The organism is Allomuricauda ruestringensis DSM 13258, assembly GCF_000224085.1.
Taxonomy (GTDB): Bacteria; Bacteroidota; Bacteroidia; order Flavobacteriales; family Flavobacteriaceae; genus Flagellimonas; species Flagellimonas ruestringensis.
In genome coordinates this window covers 1,926,413-1,943,371 of the sequence record NC_015945.1, presented here as the reverse complement: position 1 = coordinate 1,943,371, position 16,959 = coordinate 1,926,413, and the positions used below count along the sequence as shown (strand labels likewise).

At 38.9% G+C, this 16,959-nt stretch carries 16 protein-coding genes; 7 read left to right on the top strand and 9 right to left on the bottom strand.

Annotation, left to right across the window (positions count from 1 at the left end):
• Positions 1–2 precede the first annotated feature (2 nt).
• Positions 3–212, bottom strand: a complete 210-nt coding sequence (gene ccoS, locus MURRU_RS08730) for a cbb3-type cytochrome oxidase assembly protein CcoS (RefSeq protein ID WP_014033097.1) — start codon at positions 210–212, stop codon at positions 3–5.
• Between the two features lie 59 nt (positions 213–271).
• Positions 272–2,656: a heavy metal translocating P-type ATPase gene (locus tag MURRU_RS08725; protein WP_014033096.1), complete on the bottom strand. Its 2,385-nt coding sequence runs from the start codon at positions 2,654–2,656 to the stop codon at positions 272–274.
• Between the two features lie 119 nt (positions 2,657–2,775).
• Between MURRU_RS08725 and MURRU_RS08720 the strand changes: the two genes are divergently transcribed.
• The 3 genes from MURRU_RS08720 to MURRU_RS08710 all read left to right on the top strand — a co-directional run bounded on the left by MURRU_RS08720 (position 2,776) and on the right by MURRU_RS08710 (position 5,451).
• Positions 2,776–3,465: a Crp/Fnr family transcriptional regulator gene (locus tag MURRU_RS08720; protein ID WP_014033095.1), complete on the top strand. Its 690-nt coding sequence runs from the start codon at positions 2,776–2,778 to the stop codon at positions 3,463–3,465.
• An 81-nt stretch (positions 3,466–3,546) separates the two neighbouring features.
• The gene (locus MURRU_RS08715; RefSeq protein ID WP_014033094.1) at positions 3,547–4,455 is read left to right on the top strand and encodes a universal stress protein; all 909 of its coding nucleotides are present in this window, start codon (positions 3,547–3,549) and stop codon (positions 4,453–4,455) included.
• Between the two features lie 60 nt (positions 4,456–4,515).
• Complete coding sequence (locus tag MURRU_RS08710) at positions 4,516–5,451, top strand: threonine/serine dehydratase (protein WP_014033093.1); 936 nt, start codon at positions 4,516–4,518, stop codon at positions 5,449–5,451.
• Between the two features lie 4 nt (positions 5,452–5,455).
• On the opposite strand, the gene MURRU_RS08705 is transcribed toward MURRU_RS08710, so the two are convergent.
• On the bottom strand, positions 5,456–6,913 hold the full coding sequence (locus MURRU_RS08705; protein ID WP_014033092.1) for a sensor histidine kinase: 1,458 nt from the start codon (positions 6,911–6,913) through the stop codon (positions 5,456–5,458).
• Positions 6,914–6,998: 85 nt separating this feature from the next.
• Positions 6,999–7,388 (bottom strand): response regulator, encoded by a 390-nt coding sequence (locus MURRU_RS08700; protein ID WP_014033091.1) that lies wholly within the window; start codon positions 7,386–7,388, stop codon positions 6,999–7,001.
• A 1,064-nt stretch (positions 7,389–8,452) separates the two neighbouring features.
• On the opposite strand from MURRU_RS08700, the gene MURRU_RS08690 reads away from it, so the two are divergent.
• Entirely contained in the window at positions 8,453–9,667 is a 1,215-nt protein-coding gene (locus tag MURRU_RS08690; RefSeq protein ID WP_014033089.1) for a site-specific integrase, read from the top strand.
• A gap of 230 nt (positions 9,668–9,897) precedes the next feature.
• On the opposite strand, the gene MURRU_RS08685 is transcribed toward MURRU_RS08690, so the two are convergent.
• The 4 genes from MURRU_RS08685 to MURRU_RS08670 form a co-directional block, all read right to left on the bottom strand.
• The gene (locus tag MURRU_RS08685; RefSeq protein WP_148261495.1) at positions 9,898–10,911 is read right to left on the bottom strand and encodes a hypothetical protein; all 1,014 of its coding nucleotides are present in this window, start codon (positions 10,909–10,911) and stop codon (positions 9,898–9,900) included.
• Positions 10,912–11,321: 410 nt separating this feature from the next.
• Entirely contained in the window at positions 11,322–11,798 is a 477-nt protein-coding gene (locus tag MURRU_RS08680; protein WP_014033087.1) for a nucleotidyl transferase AbiEii/AbiGii toxin family protein, read from the bottom strand.
• On the bottom strand, positions 11,795–11,977 hold the full coding sequence (locus tag MURRU_RS08675) for a hypothetical protein (protein ID WP_014033086.1): 183 nt from the start codon (positions 11,975–11,977) through the stop codon (positions 11,795–11,797). Before MURRU_RS08675 ends, MURRU_RS08680 begins: the two co-directional genes overlap by 4 nt.
• A gap of 108 nt (positions 11,978–12,085) precedes the next feature.
• Positions 12,086–12,487: a helix-turn-helix domain-containing protein gene (locus MURRU_RS08670; protein ID WP_014033085.1), complete on the bottom strand. Its 402-nt coding sequence runs from the start codon at positions 12,485–12,487 to the stop codon at positions 12,086–12,088.
• A 144-nt stretch (positions 12,488–12,631) separates the two neighbouring features.
• On the opposite strand from MURRU_RS08670, the gene MURRU_RS08665 reads away from it, so the two are divergent.
• The 3 genes from MURRU_RS08665 to MURRU_RS08655 are packed head-to-tail and all read left to right on the top strand — an operon-like array spanning position 12,632 to position 14,573.
• The gene (locus MURRU_RS08665; RefSeq protein WP_014033084.1) at positions 12,632–13,837 is read left to right on the top strand and encodes a HEPN domain-containing protein; all 1,206 of its coding nucleotides are present in this window, start codon (positions 12,632–12,634) and stop codon (positions 13,835–13,837) included.
• A gap of 10 nt (positions 13,838–13,847) precedes the next feature.
• Positions 13,848–14,195, top strand: coding sequence for a hypothetical protein (locus MURRU_RS08660; RefSeq protein WP_014033083.1), 348 nt, complete (start codon positions 13,848–13,850; stop codon positions 14,193–14,195).
• Positions 14,196–14,225: 30 nt separating this feature from the next.
• Entirely contained in the window at positions 14,226–14,573 is a 348-nt protein-coding gene (locus tag MURRU_RS08655; RefSeq protein WP_014033082.1) for a hypothetical protein, read from the top strand.
• Positions 14,574–15,148: 575 nt separating this feature from the next.
• Here MURRU_RS08655 and MURRU_RS08650 read toward each other — a convergent pair.
• Complete coding sequence (locus MURRU_RS08650; protein ID WP_014033081.1) at positions 15,149–16,906, bottom strand: hypothetical protein; 1,758 nt, start codon at positions 16,904–16,906, stop codon at positions 15,149–15,151.
• Positions 16,907–16,959 lie beyond the last annotated feature (53 nt).

Here is a 16,959-nt window from a genome sequence, read left to right as displayed (position 1 = left end):
ATTTATTGGTTTGTACTTTTAGTTTGTTTGATTTCCTTTTTATTTGGGTTTGATTTTTCCTTGTCCTTAACCACCTCATCCTCGAACAACATTCTTACCGATGGGGTATAGGTGTCATCGTATTGTCCGCTTTTTACCGAGAAAACAAAGGCTACAAAAAAGATTACGGCCACCGTTATGCTAATGGCCAACAACACATAAATAACACTCATACCTGCCTGAATTTAGGGATAAAACTACTATGATGGTATTCCTCAAAAAATGACATAAATCAGCTTTCTAAAATTTTTAAATCTTTACCGAGGTAATTGGTCGCCAAGGTGGTGAACACCACAATACTGATAGAGCTCAACGGCATCAGAATAGCAGCAATCACAGGTTGCAACTGACCTGTAACGGCAAAATACAATCCCACGACATTGTAACAGAGCGACAACAAAAAACTCATTTTTATAATGCGAATGGACTTTTTGGACAGTTTTATGAACTTTGGCAGCATTCGCAACCTATTTGCATCCAAAATGCCATCACAAGCTGGCGAGAACACGTTGATGTTCTCCGAAACGGCCAAACCCACATCGCTTTGGGCCAAGGCCCCCGCATCGTTCAAACCATCGCCCACCATCAAAACTTTGTGTTTTTCCTGTAAATGTTTGATATATTCCAACTTATCCTCGGGTTTTTGGTCGAACAGCATTCTTGTTTTTGCCGGAAGTACTTTTTGCAACTGCTCTTTTTCCCCATCGTTATCCCCCGAAAGAATGCCCAGTTCCATATCGGTGGACAGCTCATCAAAAATTTGGCTCATCCCATCGCGATAGGTGTTTTTGAACACGAACCGTCCCTTAAAATCTTCATCGGCACTTACGTAGACCGAAGTATTGGTCAATGTATTGGACTTGCTCCCTCCCACATAGGATGCCGACCCCACTTTTATGGAGTGCTCCTTATATTTTCCCTCGATACCTTTTCCGGTATGTTCTTGGAATTCCTCAAGAGTCATGATGGCATTGGATTTTAAAATAGTGTAGAGTGATCGGCTCAACGGGTGGTTGGATGCCCTTAGGGTTGTCTTTAAAAGTGCTGTTTCCTCTTCGGTCAGTTCCATTCCTTCATAATGGATGGTGTCTTTTACATTGGTGGTCAGGGTTCCTGTTTTATCAAAAATGGCCGTACCTATTTTGGAAAGCCTTTCAATTACATTGGTATTCTTCAAATAGAATTTATGTTTCCCAAAAATGCGTAGCATATTTCCCAAGGTAAATGGGGCCGCCAAGGCAATGGCACACGGACAGGCGATAATCAATACCGAGGTGAACACGTTAAGTGCCAAACTTGGATCAAAAATCAGCCAAAAAATGGTGGCCACAGTGGCAATACTCAAAACAGCAATGGTGAATCGCTTTCCAATACTATCGGTAAGGGTCTGGAACTGACTTGCCTTGTCTTTGGAAAATACGGAGTTGCCCCAGAGTTGCGTCAAATAACTTTGGGAAACGGATTTTAACACTTTAACTTCCAAAACTCCTGAAAGCTGTTTTCCGCCTGCAAACAGTTTTTCTCCCGATCCTTTAAAAACTGCTTCGGATTCGCCCGTTACAAAACTGTAATCTATCTCTGCGTTTCCTTTGATCAGGATGCAATCCACAGGGATAATTTCGTGGCTTCGAATCAGTATCCTATCCCCTACTTTGATATTATAAATTTGAATGTTTTCTTCTTCTCCATTTTGCTTCAAACGGGTAACGGCTATGGGAAAATAGGATTTGTAATCCCGCTCAAATGAGAGGTAGGCGTAGGTCTTTTGCTGAAAAAATTTCCCCAATAACAGAAAAAAGACCAAGCCCGTGAGACTATCAAAAAAGCCAGAACCCAAATCAAAAACAATATCAGCCGTACTTCTCAGAAAAAGAGTCAAAATCCCCAAGGCAATGGGCACATCAATATTCAATAATTTGGAACGGATGCCCTTGTAGGCCGAGATAAAATAATCTTGACCAGCATAAAACACCACAGGGAGGGAAAAGGCGAACATCAACCAGCGGAAAACCTGCTTGTATTGGTCCAACCAAAATTCTTCGACTTCAAAATACTCGGGAAAGGAGAACAGCATTACATTGCCAAAGGCAAAACCCGCAACACCCAACTTATAGATTAGGGAACGGTCTACTTTTTTTGCTTTCTTGTTGTATTCCTCCAGAGAAATATAAGGTTCGTACCCAATGCTGCCCAACAAAAGTACTAGCGCTTTCAGGGAAAAATCTTCTGTTTTATAGGTAACTCGGATGGTTTTCTTTGGGAAATCGACCTGAGAGACTTTAATGGCCGAATGTAGCTTGTTCAGGTTTTCCAGCACCCAGATACAGGAGCTGCAATGAATGGCGGGAATACTCAAACTCACCACCTGCACGCCTTCTTCGTCAAACTCCACAAGTTTCTGTACAATTTCTTGGTTGTCCAAAAAATCGTATTTCTGACGGATTTCGTTAGGCGTGGTTCCTGCCTTGCCTTCTATTTCGTAATAGGTGGACAAGCCATTGGACGTAAAAATCTCGTAAACGGTTTTGCAACCATTGCAACAAAAATCTTTATCATCAAACTGAACGTAACTTTTACCGCACTCGTCTCCACAATGATAACAGGTCGAGTCTGTCATTTCACATTTGCTTTACCTGGTACAAATTTGTAATACTCTTCTTCCTAAAAATATGATATTTATCAGTAATTCGTAAATGTTTAACCCTTAAGTTTGCCGAATCAGGTAAGCAAAACATTATGGAAAGTAGATGTGAAAATTGTATCATCCGACAGTTTAACTCGCTCCGTGCCATGAGCAAGGAGGAATTGAAGCAAGTTTCCGACACCAAAACCACCAAGATCATAAAAAAGGGTGAATCTTTATTTGAGGAGGGTGATAAACTCAACGGGGTCTATTGTGTAAGGAACGGAGTATCCAAACTTTCCAAGTTGAGCGCCAACGGAAAAGATCAGATTGTAAAATTGGCCAGCAAGGGCGAAGTTCTGGGCCAACGCTCGGTGATTTCTCAAGAAATCACCAATCTTTCCGCTGTTGCCGTAAACGATATGGAAGTTTGTTTTATACCAAAAGACAGTATCACAAATACACTCCAAAAGAACCCTAATTTTACTTTAGAGGTTTTGCGACACATGGCCCACGATTTAAAGGAGGCCGATGATGTAATCGTCAATATTTCCCAAAAAACCGTAAAGCAACGCATGGCCGAGGCGTTTCTGTACCTCCAGAACAATTTTGGCGAAGATGCCGATGGTTTTCTGGCACTTACTTTGTCCAGAGAGGACATTTCCAACGTGGTGGGCACTGCAACCGAATCTGCCATTAGAATCATTTCCGAATTCAAAAAGAAAGGTTTGATTCATACTTCTGGTAAAAAAATTGGAATTAAGGATGAACGCAAACTTTTGGAAGTGGTCGAGGGTTTTTAATTCACTTTCCAAAACCTGACAATTGTCATAGTATCCCCTAGCCCTTAGGTCTAATTTTATCGCATCGAAAATCTTAGTCAGATGCAAAAGATATTAATACCTACGGATTTTTCGGAAAACGCGTGGAACGCCATTGATTATGCCATGCAATTGTTCCGCAACAGGCGCTGTACTTTTTATTTGCTCAACACCTATACCCCCGTTATTCCCAGTAGCCGATTTATGGCAAAAATGATTGATGGGGTTCGGATTGTGGATGCAGTCCGGGAAAATTCTGAACGGGAATTGAACAAAACAGTGGAACGGATAAAAACCAAATATGGCAACCCCAATCACAGTTTCGAGACCATTTCTTCTTTTAACCTATTGGTGGAAGAGGTAAAAGATATTGTGGAAACTTTTGGTATCCATATGGTAGTTACCGGCACAAAAGGAGCATCTGGAGTGGATGAGGTATTTATGGGCAGCAACACGGTACGGATTATAAAAAGCACTAAAAAATGTCCTGTTTTGGCCATACCCTATCATTTTGAATATGTTACGCCTTCGGAGATTGCATTTGCCACGGATTTTAATAGATTTTACACTACATCCGAACTATCACCACTATTGGACATGGCAAAGATGTTCAAAGCCACCATTCGGATTGTGCATGTACAATATGGCATAAAGGCATTGACGGAACTACAACAGTTCAACCTGAACATGCTGCGCCGCTATCTGAACGATGTAGAGCACTATGTGCATACCGTTTCGGAACTCAATTCCGTTTCCCATACCCTGGAAACCTTTTCTAAGGAATTAGGCATTCATCTGTTGGCGATGCTCAATTACCAGCACAGCTATATGGAAAAAATGACTCGTGAGCCCATTATCAAAAGAACGGCGTTCCATACCCAAATACCATTGTTAGTGATACCTGAACTGGGCATGGAAGGTATTTCGGCAAAGGCCAAGGAAGAAGAGGAAGAAGTAGAGTCGCGCAATTAACATCCCATTGTTATCTTTACCATGATTTAATTTCTACAAAAATCGGTACAAGGTAATTTTATGGACAAACAAGAACTAATAGACTGCCACGAGCGGATAAAACCTTTTATCCACAACACTCCTGTACTCATTTCCCGCCTCATTGACGAGATGGCGGGCGCCCATTTGTTTTTTAAGTGCGAAAACTTTCAGCGTATGGGTGCATTTAAAATGCGTGGGGCAGCCAATGCCATAATGCAACTTACGGACGAACAGAAACGAAATGGCGTGGTCACCCATTCTTCGGGCAATTTTGCTCAAGCCTTGTCCCTTTCAGCTCAAAGCCTGGGGGTAAAAGCCTATATTGTAATGCCGAGTTCGGCTCCCCAGGTAAAAAAAGAAGCGGTGAAGGGATACGGTGGAATTTTGATTGAATGTGAATCCACCTTAGCGGCCAGGGAACATGAATCTGAACGGATTGTAAACAAGCACGGGGCTACTTTTATTCACCCTTCCAACAACGACCATGTTATTTTAGGGCAAGGAACTGCCTGTAAAGAACTGTTGGAGCTACATCCGGACATTGATTATGTGATTGCCCCAGTTGGTGGGGGTGGTTTGGTTGCTGGCTCAGCGCTTTCTGTGCTTTACTTTGGAAATCATTGTAAAACCATTGGCGGGGAACCTTTTGAGGTGGATGATGCCTATCGGTCATTGCAAAGCGGAAAAATAGAAACCAACACAACCACCAATACCATTGCAGATGGTCTTAAAACCCAATTGGGCGATAGAAACTTTCCCATTATCCAAAAGCATGTGGAAGAAATTATCCGCGTAACCGAAGAAGAAATTGTTTTGTCCATGCGATTGATTTGGGAGCGACTTAAAATTGTATGCGAACCTTCCAGCGCCGTAGCCTTGGCTACTGTTTTTAAAAGAAGGGAAAAACTCTCCAATAAAAAAGTAGGTATTATTATCTCTGGGGGCAATGTGGATTTGGGGCGTTTGCCCTTTTAGGTTACTATACCTTGTTGGGAAGTGTTATGGTAAATGTACTCCCCACTTCCTTCTCACTTTCTACCTCAATTTTCCCCTCCATGGCTTCCACTTGGGTCTTTACCAAGTAAAGTCCAAACCCTTTACCTTCGGTTGCTCCACTGAGCCTTCCATACATATCAAATATTTTTCGTTCCTTTTCGGGTGTGAGCTCCATTCCGATACCATTGTCGGCAAATTTTAAAATTACCGTTTCCTTTGTTTGATAGGTAGAAATATTTATTATGGCAGGAACACCATCCTTAGCGTAATGTATTGCATTAAGAATTAGGTTGTAAAAAATGTTTACTACATAGCTTTTGGCTCCGAACACGGTATCCGTTTGCGAAAAATCGGTTCGTATCGACGCCTTTTGCTTCGTGACTTCCTCTGTTAACAACCCATTCACATCTTTCATCACATCTTTAAGGCACACCTCTCTGAATTTTTTCTTGTCAGCAGACTTTAATGATAGGGAAAGGTGGAGGTCTTTAATGGTCTGATCAAGTGCCTCGGTTGTATGTTCAATCTTTTTTACAATGTCATCGTTTATTTCATCTTTACCCCATTCATAAATTTTGGACAACATTAAAAGGTTGGATATAGGCCCTCGTAGATTGTGCGATATGATTCTAACAAAATTCTGAAGCTCTTGGTTTTGCTGCACTATTTGATGATTGGACAGTACCGCTTTGGTCACATCTTGTGTCGTACCGGACATGTACTTGGGTTTGCCATGCTCATCGTAATAAGCCCTACCTTTTTGGTGCACATATCGTATTTCACCGTTACCCAAAACAATTCTATGGGTAATGTCGTGCATTTTGTTTTCCTCGATGCTGGTTTGAACATCATCAATAAACGCTTGGCGGTCATCTGGATGGATAATTTCCGATAATGCCTCAAAGGTTGCCTTAAATTTCCCAGGGTCTTGTTCAAAGATTCGAAACAATTGGTTGGACCAAACAATTTTGTCATCTTTCATATCCCAGCCCCAATGCCCAATATTGGCAACTTCTTGGGCTTCACGATACTTTCTTTCGCTTTCGAGCAAACGATGATTGTTGTCCACTTCCTGCGTTATATCTTTTTGCCAAATACAGCAACCGATTACCTTTCCTGAACTGTTCATAAAAGGTTGAAACGAAAACTCATGCACCACTACTTCCCCTTTTTGTTCAAAAGTGTGTTTAGAAGTGGTTGCGAAACGGTCAAAGGCCCGTTCGCATCCCTGTTCACATGGTTTAAAGAAACTTCCCGACCGATATACAGCTCTTAGATCCATACCTCGGTCGGCTTTGTCCCACCCCTCACATTTAAGTCTTATCTTAAACGATGGATTAAAAGCGGTCAGCCGATAATTCAAATCCATCGCCCACACAGCGTCATCCCTATCCTCTACGATTTCAACCTTGTTATGAATAAGTGTCTGTTTCCTTTTCAAAAGTCAAAATTTAATCAGAATGGGCCGTTTAAAACTTACGTGGTAAAGGGGAACCAAATACTTTTTAGTAGTTGAACACTAAAAACTATTTATTGGCGCTTTGCAGATAATCTTCCAAATGCTCAATTCTTAAAGGCTTTGTAATAAATTCCTTTACATATTTCTCATACTTCTTTGCTTCTTCTTTATCCGCATCGGACTCGGAAGAAGTTACCAAAAGTACTTCGTTGGTTATTGGAAAATCTTCTAGCATCATGAATTCCAAAAATTCGAAACCGCTCATCTCGGGCATGTTTATATCCAATAATATGAGCGTTTTAGTTTGAGGATTATCTCTAAATCTAAGGTCATCTAGCGCCAATTCGGGATTGGTAAAGCTCTTAACCCTATCTTCCATTCCCATTCTTCTGAAGTGAATCGCATTCACCGTATTCACGAGGTCTTCGTCATCGACCAAGTATATTTCCTTGTACATAGCGTCGTTGGTCTTTTAGTTTGTTAGTTTTGGTTTGGTTTTGTTCCATTGTAAAAAATATTGACAAATATCAATATTCTGTATTAAGTAGAACTAAAATCGGAAAACTTTATTATAAAAACATTATACATTAATTGCTTATTGCATTTTTATGCTTAACCTGGTTATTTTCCTCTCTTAAGCGATTTCAATTTAGTAATATCCCCTCGTTTTAACAAAATCTTATGGATAATTTCAAAAATCAACTTTTTATTTTTGATTTTTATCATCTTCCCAAATACATTAATCACAAGTAGCATTTCTTGACCAATGTACAAATAAGCAGGTTAAAAGTAATATAAGTTACTCCCCACAATCTAATCAAACCCTAAACGATTTGGGGGCGGTGCTTATCAATCTCGAAGGTTTTTAAACAGGAAAGGGAGCGGGTAAATTCTTGAATAACGGCGTTTAAAAAGAACCTGATTTCAAAAGGGAAATGTAGAATGGGATTTTTTGATACAAAAAATTTTACGGCATACGAAACCGAAAACAATGTAATTTTCCGATTAAAATAAACCGCTATGGATTTGAAAATCCACAGTTTTCAAAAAGAACGGAATTCTTTGTCACATCTGGCATCAAGTCCTCCCTTGATTCCTCCAAGGAGGGAAACTTCTCCCCTTTGGGGAGGTCCGAGTGGGGACTTTCCTTTAAAACTTATAGAAACTAAACTAACTGCCATTAAACCTGACTACCGTCAGACAAGTTTGCAGGATTTTAACCTTTAACTAGATAATAAAAAAAGCCCCTCAGTTTCTGAAGAGCTTTTTGTGCGGGTGAAGGGAGTCGAACCCCCACGCCTTGCGGCACTAGATCCTAAGCCATCCCTATCTTGCACCAAAATAGGTCAAATCAACTGATTTATAATTGGTTACATTTTTAATGGATTCCTTTGAATTCAAGTAAAACCATCGAAAACCAATAAATGTTTTACTTATATTGTACCAATTTTTCAGTACATTTATAACAGTACTTTCCAGTAGAGTATGTTGTTCCTGATTTGACTTTCCAACAGGACAAACATGGCTGCAAGTTTACAAATAATTTTGAGAAAAAAGCCCAATAAAACGGGTGAGTGCCCTCTTGCGATTAGAATAACAAAAAATCGCCGTTCCACATACAAATATATTGGACTACGTATAAGAAAAGAATTTTGGGACGATAAAAAGAAGAGGGTAAAAAAGACTCATCCAGATTCCAAAAAATTGAACAAGCTTATAAAGGCCAGGATTAGGGAGGCCAAAAAAGGGATGGTGGCCCTCCAAACAAAGGACAAGGATGCCTCAGTCCATTATATGAAGAAAGAAATTTATCGAGCTAAAAGAAAGCTTAGTTTCTTCGAGTTTGCCCAAGAACATTTGGATGAAGCTGAATTAGCGGGAAAACATGGAAGGTTCATCGCTGAATCAGCCTATACAAGCTACATCTTGAAGTTCTGCAAAACCAAAGGATTGACTTTTAATGATATTGATGAACGGTTTCTAAAGAGGTTTAAAATTTATCTCAGAAAAAAACATTCATTAAAAGAGGTCAGTGTCATGAACGTCCTAGTTTACATTAGACTTCTTTACAACAAGGCCATTCGGGAAGGAATTGTCAAAAGAAAACATTACCCCTTTGGGGCCGGCAAGGTCAAAATCAAATTCCCTGAAAGCGAAAAAATCGGTCTTACCACTGAAGAGATCTTAACAATAGAAAGATTAACAGATCTAACTGAACTGGAAATCCATGCCAGAAATGTTTGGCTCTACTGTTTTTATTTCGCGGGAATCAGGGTATCAGACGCTTTTAGGACTCGTTGGAGTGATATTAGAGATGGGAGACTTTACTATAGAATGAGTAAAAACTCGAAACTGCTCAGTCTAAAAATCCCAGAGAAGGTATATCCCATTCTGGATTATTACAAAAAAGAGAAACGAGACGCCAATGATTTCATTTTTCCAGAAATGAAAGGTGTTGATCTAACAGACTCCAAAAAAGTATACAATAGACTCAGAAACGGTAATTCAAAACTCAATATCAGGCTAAAATCAATTGCTGAAAAGGCTAAAATCGATAAAAAACTAACTATGCACATAGCCAGGCATAGCTTTGGTAATATAGCAGGAGACAACATACATCCGCTCATGCTCCAAAAACTGTATCGTCATAGTGACTTAAAGACGACCATCAACTATCAATCGAGTTTCATCCACAAGGAGGCTGATGATGCCCTTGACAAGGTTATCAATTTCTAACAAAAAAACATGTTGCTGATTATCGAATACATAGATATCTGTTAAACGTTTCGTTTATTTCGTTTGTTTTTGTCTCAAACTTTACAATTATTGACCCATTTAAGAACGAAGAATCCAGGCTATATGCTTCATAGTGATAGTTTTACTTGTGTTTTTTTCTTTACCCACCTGAATGGCCCAAATTCTCCAGTTATGACAGTTACCTAAATATGCGAGGAGGGCCAAATTCCTTAATAGTTCTTGAGACTTTCATTCGCCCAATTATATAACCTATCAACTTGTTCTAGTGCTTGCCTTACAATTGAAATCTGGTTTTCAAAATCTTGATCAAAATCCAATTTTGGGACTTTACAGCGAATGCACACCGATTTTCCAGCTTTGATGATTTTTGCATCATCCGGTAAGTTGTTTTGATATATTTCTTTGATGGCTTCTATTTCATCCGCTTTACCTCTCAATTGGATATCCACATTACCATAAAAAGCTTTATGTAGAATTTCATCGCCTTTTTTTAGATTTGGAACAGTAGCTTCGAATGGTATAAAATTTGAAAGTTTCGGAACCCCATTCTTTGGTTTTCGCATTTCTAAGTGAGAAAAATGTTTTTTGGAATATTCATAATATTTCCACCAGAAATCAGTAGCGTTATCGTCAGCTACACCCCTGTAACCTCTGCGTAATCTTTCTATGGCGATATTCAATAATTCTGATTTGAATTTGGCCCTTTCGCCAAGCAAAAGTTGTTGTTCAAACCAATCTCTAATTGACTCATAATCTAAATGAAAGTCAAAATCATGGTCATGGTCGATATATTGTTTTGGTGCAGTTAAAACTGTATGATACTCATCACATTCACCTTTTTCCATCCTTAATCGCCCTCTTTTCCGATATCTTGATTCCTGTTCTGGTTGAAAATTGGCGGTGATTTTATTTTCAATTAGAAAAAGTACTTTTTTATTATTCAACTGTACTAATAATGCAACATCTGTCTCACCGAGTCCTGCTTGTGATAACGAATGCCATGCGCCAATAGTTTGAAACTGATTTTCATAGGCAATGGTTTTATTTAAAAACCACTTGATAAAATCAGGGTTGGATTTGAGTTCTTCCAAAAGTAATAGGTCGATATCTCTCTCTTGGATGCCCTCAACCGGAATTATTTCTTTTAATTTATCCAACATCATTAAATTATTAATCTCAGCGGTTATATTTTTCGTTAAGGTTCTGACAGATGCCAATTTCAAGTGGAGTAAGCCTAAAAAGTTTTAGACCATTTGACTCTTCCCAAAATTACCTTGTTTCCAAATATCCTTAATAAAGTTGTGATTAGCATCTAATATTCGAAAAAGACAAAAGACTTTAAAAAGAGTCAATTCAAATTGAAGTCAATTGGCTGTTTGAATCAAATAAAGCCTGTGTGCAACCCAATTTTTATAATTAATCATCTCAAAACAACCTATAATCAGCTCAAATGAAATGCAATTAACACATAAAATCAATAAGTTAAATAGCGAGCAAAACGAAGTGCAGCGCTGCAAGCCCCAAATCTTGCCTAACTAATTTACTGAGCGAGGCAATGGCAGCTAATTTTAGAAGAATTTCTTATTTTTTTGGTAGTACCCACTGTTGGCCTACAGGATGACATGGTTTCCAACTAGTCTTTATTGTTGATCCTCTTCAATTGTTGGACATCTGCCAAATCCTTGGGCCTTCCCGCTTTGATCTTACTTGTAATCAAGTCATCAAGATTCAACACTTTCCATTTAAGTTGGGGTTGGTCATCCAATGAAGCTTCTTCCGCCTCTTCATAGGCTTGGTCGAAACTTTTGTTCACTGAAAAATTGGTTATCAACTCTAGGTTGAGATCGGCAGGGGAGAATTTAATGGAAATGTTTTGCTGTCCGTCCTTCACTTCTTTTGGGAAATCCTCGATCTCATATCCCATTTCATTGAACACTTTTACCAACCTTTTAAAATTGTCCTCTTCGGGGTCTATCCAGAAATCAACATCGGCAGAGTGTCTTTGATGCCCGTGAAAATTGACGGCACCCCCACCTACCATCAGCATACGAACCCCATGTTTGTTGGTCATTTTCAAGAAAAGGTCAATATCTTCCTTCCACTGCCTCATTTCCCTGTAGTAATCTGTATGATGAATTTATTCTCATCATACTTGGCCTTTGTGGGAAATCGGTTGATGCGCTGCATCAAATCCAAGAAACGATAAAAACGCTCAATAGGGGAAAGTTTCAGGAAATCCCTTTCCTGTTCCAAATTGGCCTCTTCCTTGGTACGAAATTGAACTTGCATGTGCCTATCTATTACCGTTTAGCATATAAAGATATTACAAATTGACCAGAGCCGTGTTTAAAATACCATATCAAATGAAGTAAGGGAATCGTTGGTAATTAAATCAAGTTATTTAATCAGCTTTTCCAAATAAGCAACTTTGTCCTTTTCAGCTTGCAACAAACGCTCGTAAAGCTCAACTACTTTTTCAATTGTGTTGAATGTTGGCTGATAATTAAGGGAACTGGCAATAATGGTGGAATTATCACTACTTGTATTATTGTAGGTGTTGTTGATGATATTGAAAACCGCTTCTTCAGAAAAATTCTCAATTCCTTCCTTGGTAACACCCAGTGCCTTTGCAACCTGCTCCAACTTGACATCATCTACCTTCTCACTGTTCTCAATATTGGAAACGGCCTGTTGGCTAATGCCCAATTCTTCGGCCAGGGTCTCCTGCTTCATTCCACGAAGTTCCCTGATCCTACTGATCTTTCTGCCTATATGATTGTTCTTGGTCATTGTCTCCATATCCCAAATATAGGGTGTTTCCCACAATAATCCGATTGTAAAATACAAAACAGCATCAATAAAGTACAAGTGCCCATGGTGGGATACATGGAAATGTGGCCTTAATATGGTGGATAATTCTCGAACCCTTTAATACACATTTCTATGACACATGGCACAAACATACCAAAACACTTTGAAAAAGTGGAAGAGCTGTCCGAATTGCTCGACAGCATCCTGAACATTATTACTATTGACAGGGCCTTTCTATCCCGTAAACAAAATGAAGGCAAAACCGAATATTATTTCCTTACCCTTTTTGTGGATGTCAACAATGACCCCTTGCCCAATGAGATCCGTTCCCTAATAACAAAAAAGGGAAAGAAGCATCCCGATTTCAGGATTAGGGTCTATACAGAGAACCAATCCGAAACAGGCCTTGAAAGGGGTTCGCTCTATTTCTTGGAACATTGTTGTCTTGGGAAAACTGTATTCGCTCATCCAGAAGGGGAGAATATCATGGATTATTCCACTATGGCCTACAACACTCTCATGAAAAGGGCTTCTCGCTATCACAAATCTGAATTGGCAAAAGTAAATGCCTTTGCCAATACTGCGGACATCTTGATCAAGGAAGGGGACTATGCCATTGCCACCTTCAACATGCACCAGGTCTTTGAGCTTTCATTCAGGTTCATCGAACAGATGTGCATAGGAAGAAGTATGGTGACACACAGTATCATCAGCCATATCAACTATTGCAAACAGTTCTTTCCCACCCTGCAACCTTTTTTGGAAACTTCGGAGTTGAAGAGCAATGAACTGTTGCTCCTATTGGAACATGCTTATAGTGTCGCCCGGTATGGCAATGAGTTTGAAATCACAAAAATACAGACCAAGATCATCCAATCCAAGATGAACGATTTCATCCAAGAAGTGGAGTCCATTTTTCAAAAGCATCTTGATCAGTGCAAAAACCAAATCGAGGGAATTGAAAAGAATAAAGCATTCCTACAAGAAACCAAGAGTGTTGAAAACAATGATGAATCATCCCTATTTGGACAATTGAAAGAACTGGAGAAAATGCATTTCCATGCCTTGAAACCCTATATCCCCGAAAAGGGACTCTATAGCGTAGAACTCATTACCAAAGGATACCAAGAAACCTCTTTTATGATCTCTGACTTGATCAAGGTCTGTATCACAGCTTTGGAAAACGAAAATTTCTCGACACGTTCCGTTCCCCAGCCCCATTTCAATATAAGCGAGGTTCTCGGATATATACTTGATCTGATACCCTATGATGAAATGGAATTCTTGGACAAGGTGAGAAAGCTCCTGTCAGAACAAAAGACAGCCGCAACCAAATAAATCCATTGACATGAAATCAAATAAACAAAGGCTAAAGACTTTGGAGGAAATCCAACAACTTAGGAACAACCTTTCGGGACTATTGGGAAACAAAAAATCCATGGATCTCAAAGGAAACCATGTGTACTTCGAGGTCAGGGACAACCACCATCTTTTGATGCAGATCAGAAGCCTATTGCAGCTCTGTGTATTCGCCCTTGATGGTGATGGGATGATGTTGGCCCCTAAAAACAAAAATGCATCAAAAGAGGATAGTATCACCCAAGTTTTGGAACTGGTTCTTTGCATCCTTCCAGATAGTCAAATGTACTATATGGACAAACTGGATGAAATGCTAACGAAACTTGAAAATAGGTAATCCCGTAAATCAATTTAAATATATCACGCCATGAACCCAAACGAAGAAAAGCTCTTAAAAGATTTGAGACACCACTCAAATGACCATTACCCCACCTTGGTTCCCCACCCATGGTTTAAGGAAAAGTTCCAACCCACCTTCTTTTACCTTGACGGTCATGCCGATCTCTTGTTGACGGTTCGCGCATTGATATACCTTTCCATGAGGGCTATAAATCCCGAGTTGGGTTCGGACGATGTAATGGACAGAAACGAAGATGAATTCATCCATCAAGCGATGACCATCGCCAATCGTTTAATGCCAGTCGGTGAAGAAGCATTGATGGACCATTTGAACTTATTTTACAGGGAAGAAAAGAAAGCCAAAGAAGAGGAATGATTAGAGGTGCCCAAAGCATTTTCAGGCCAAATAAGCAACTGATTTTTGATTTTTACGCTAAAAATTCCTTGATTTTATTGGGCTGAACGCATTTTTACGCTAAAAACAGCATCAATCCTGAATTTTCAGACGGTCAAAAGATTAAAGACAAATCAAACCCTAATTCAAACACCGAACAATCATTTTTTCACCAAAAATGCATTGATTTTACTGGGCTGAGAGGATTTTTTCACCAAAAATTGGAGAATGACCGCTAAAATAAATTGCGCATAGAGATACTGCTATAGATATCCTTGAACAAACCTTAAAAAACCATTTTTTCGTGAAAAATCTATTGATTTTACTGGGCTGAGAGTGCTTTTCCGTGAAAAACACTTTAAACGTCATCATTCAATATTTTCAAAAAACGCTCTAAAAATGGGCTTTTCCGAAGGAAAATGAATCAATAGCATCGCGCCAGCGTGCTATCCTCTTGCTATACATTTCTAGTCCCGAAAGCGGAACCACAAATGATAGCTAATCCTTTAGGGATGTTTAATCCAAAACCATATTGTCCATTTGTTAATTACAAAAAATTAATCTTCTGGATTATACATTGATTTATTCAGGAGATCAGTTTCTTGGTTGCGCCATTCTTTGCTGCCTGAACGTATAATTTTTATACCAGTAAATCCTATATTATTTCTTCCATCATGAGTAGGGAAATTACTTATTAAGATTCCATATTCATATGGGTTCTTTTTAAAGAAAATATTTCCAAAATCACTATCCAAATTGCAGTTCCAATTTTTAGCAACTCTATCACTATGAGAATTGTAACTAGAAGCAATACGAACAGTGACACCCTTTTGTTTAAACCTTGTTCCCTTGGTTGCAACGTTATAAAATGTTGGCTCAAAAAAGTCCAGCAGTCTATGATAGGCTTCATCATCGATAAAGTTTAATCTTTCCCTGCCTTCCTCGGTTATGATTTCATCAAAAGTCAATTCTATTATTTCAATAATTGGTGTAAAGAAACCTTCAGATTGTGTCTTTTGAAATCTAGTATGAGTACTTAACCCAAATACATTGCTGTTGTATAGTCCATTCCTCCATGTCTCATCTGCAAAAATTTCCCAATCCTGTTCAAATTCCGCATAATGTCTTAACAAATCAACACTAGCCAATAACTTAAAATCACGATTAGTATGGTATCCGCAGAATCTTCCAGTAATTCCTTGGGCACCATTGGCTAATTGTTTGTCCCTTGGCTCCATTCCGAATCGCACTTTTTCCTTGAGAATGCCCAAATCCTTACCGGCAGTAAGTGCTTGAACAATTATCAAAACAACCCGCTTACCCCTTTTCATGATTAGACTAGACACTTCCTTTATTCCTTCATTGATACCATAATCACATGCCACATCTGACCCAATTGCAATAATTTTACATCTATTTTTGAAATCTGTTTTCAAAAGACTTCGAAGTTCTAATGCCCTTGATGTGTTAGATTCCCTAATTATCCCAAGACCATCTTTAAAATCACAAAGGTGGTTCATATAAACATTAACCAGTGGATGAATGGTATAAACCAAATCATCATCGCTACCTTGAGATAGAAGCGGTCTAAAGTTTTCGGGCAAGTCTTCTATTAATCCATCTTCTAACATTTCTGTGATACCATAATATTCTGGAGGTCTAACACCGACTATAACATCAACATCTGCCGCACCTGTATATTGTGCATCTAAAATATCATATGGCGTGGCACTAACTGCTAACAATTTAATATCTGGCATGCGTCTTCTTAATTCTGCAAAGAATGCAGATTGAAAACTTGAAGCCTCTCCACACCCGTATTGATCCTCATCACGAACTATCAACTGAACATCAAATTCATTTACGACCTTATGAGGGTTTGGATGATTAAAAAAATCGCTCATTTTCATCACTTTAATGTTCGATGGTTTCATTTCACCATTTACAGCATCATAGTACTCCTTCTGTAGAACCCTACAGTTTTGATCATACAAATCTGTATCCCTCATGCTTGTAACAAATAGAATGGACTCATATTCATTTACCATGCCAATTGCGGGAAGTACATAATTACACAGAAAGTATATCGTACCAGATTTTCCACTCTGCATGGATGCCACAAATGCCATATTTTGATTCCCTTCCTTAATGGAAAGTCCCAATCTTAAAGCATTGATGATTTGATTTGGAAAAATTCCAGTTCTTTTACAATTGTTAAGCGTGTCCACAATATTCTCTTCGAGAGAATTTGGAGCATCCAATTGAGTTATCAAATTTTCGATTTCAGCGTTCCAATGTTTTTGATATGCAGTCATAAGCAGTGAATTAAGAATTACACTGCAAATAAAGGGCAAAATTATGCAGAGTA

What these genes read in the sequence shown, in the direction of transcription:
- ccoS (WP_014033097.1), bottom strand. Translation starts at nt 212, where the DNA reads ATGAGTGTTATTTATGTGTTGTTGGCCATTAGCATAACGGTGGCCGTA.
- MURRU_RS08725 (WP_014033096.1), bottom strand. Translation starts at nt 2,656, where the DNA reads ATGACAGACTCGACCTGTTATCATTGTGGAGACGAGTGCGGTAAAAGT.
- MURRU_RS08720 (WP_014033095.1), top strand. Translation starts at nt 2,776, where the DNA reads ATGGAAAGTAGATGTGAAAATTGTATCATCCGACAGTTTAACTCGCTC.
- MURRU_RS08715 (WP_014033094.1), top strand. Translation starts at nt 3,547, where the DNA reads ATGCAAAAGATATTAATACCTACGGATTTTTCGGAAAACGCGTGGAAC.
- MURRU_RS08710 (WP_014033093.1), top strand. Translation starts at nt 4,516, where the DNA reads ATGGACAAACAAGAACTAATAGACTGCCACGAGCGGATAAAACCTTTT.
- MURRU_RS08700 (WP_014033091.1), bottom strand. Translation starts at nt 7,388, where the DNA reads ATGTACAAGGAAATATACTTGGTCGATGACGAAGACCTCGTGAATACG.
- MURRU_RS08690 (WP_014033089.1), top strand. Translation starts at nt 8,453, where the DNA reads ATGGCTGCAAGTTTACAAATAATTTTGAGAAAAAAGCCCAATAAAACG.
- MURRU_RS08680 (WP_014033087.1), bottom strand. Translation starts at nt 11,798, where the DNA reads ATGAGGCAGTGGAAGGAAGATATTGACCTTTTCTTGAAAATGACCAAC.
- MURRU_RS08675 (WP_014033086.1), bottom strand. Translation starts at nt 11,977, where the DNA reads ATGCAAGTTCAATTTCGTACCAAGGAAGAGGCCAATTTGGAACAGGAA.
- MURRU_RS08670 (WP_014033085.1), bottom strand. Translation starts at nt 12,487, where the DNA reads ATGGAGACAATGACCAAGAACAATCATATAGGCAGAAAGATCAGTAGG.
- MURRU_RS08665 (WP_014033084.1), top strand. Translation starts at nt 12,632, where the DNA reads ATGACACATGGCACAAACATACCAAAACACTTTGAAAAAGTGGAAGAG.
- MURRU_RS08660 (WP_014033083.1), top strand. Translation starts at nt 13,848, where the DNA reads ATGAAATCAAATAAACAAAGGCTAAAGACTTTGGAGGAAATCCAACAA.
- MURRU_RS08655 (WP_014033082.1), top strand. Translation starts at nt 14,226, where the DNA reads ATGAACCCAAACGAAGAAAAGCTCTTAAAAGATTTGAGACACCACTCA.
- MURRU_RS08650 (WP_014033081.1), bottom strand. Translation starts at nt 16,906, where the DNA reads ATGACTGCATATCAAAAACATTGGAACGCTGAAATCGAAAATTTGATA.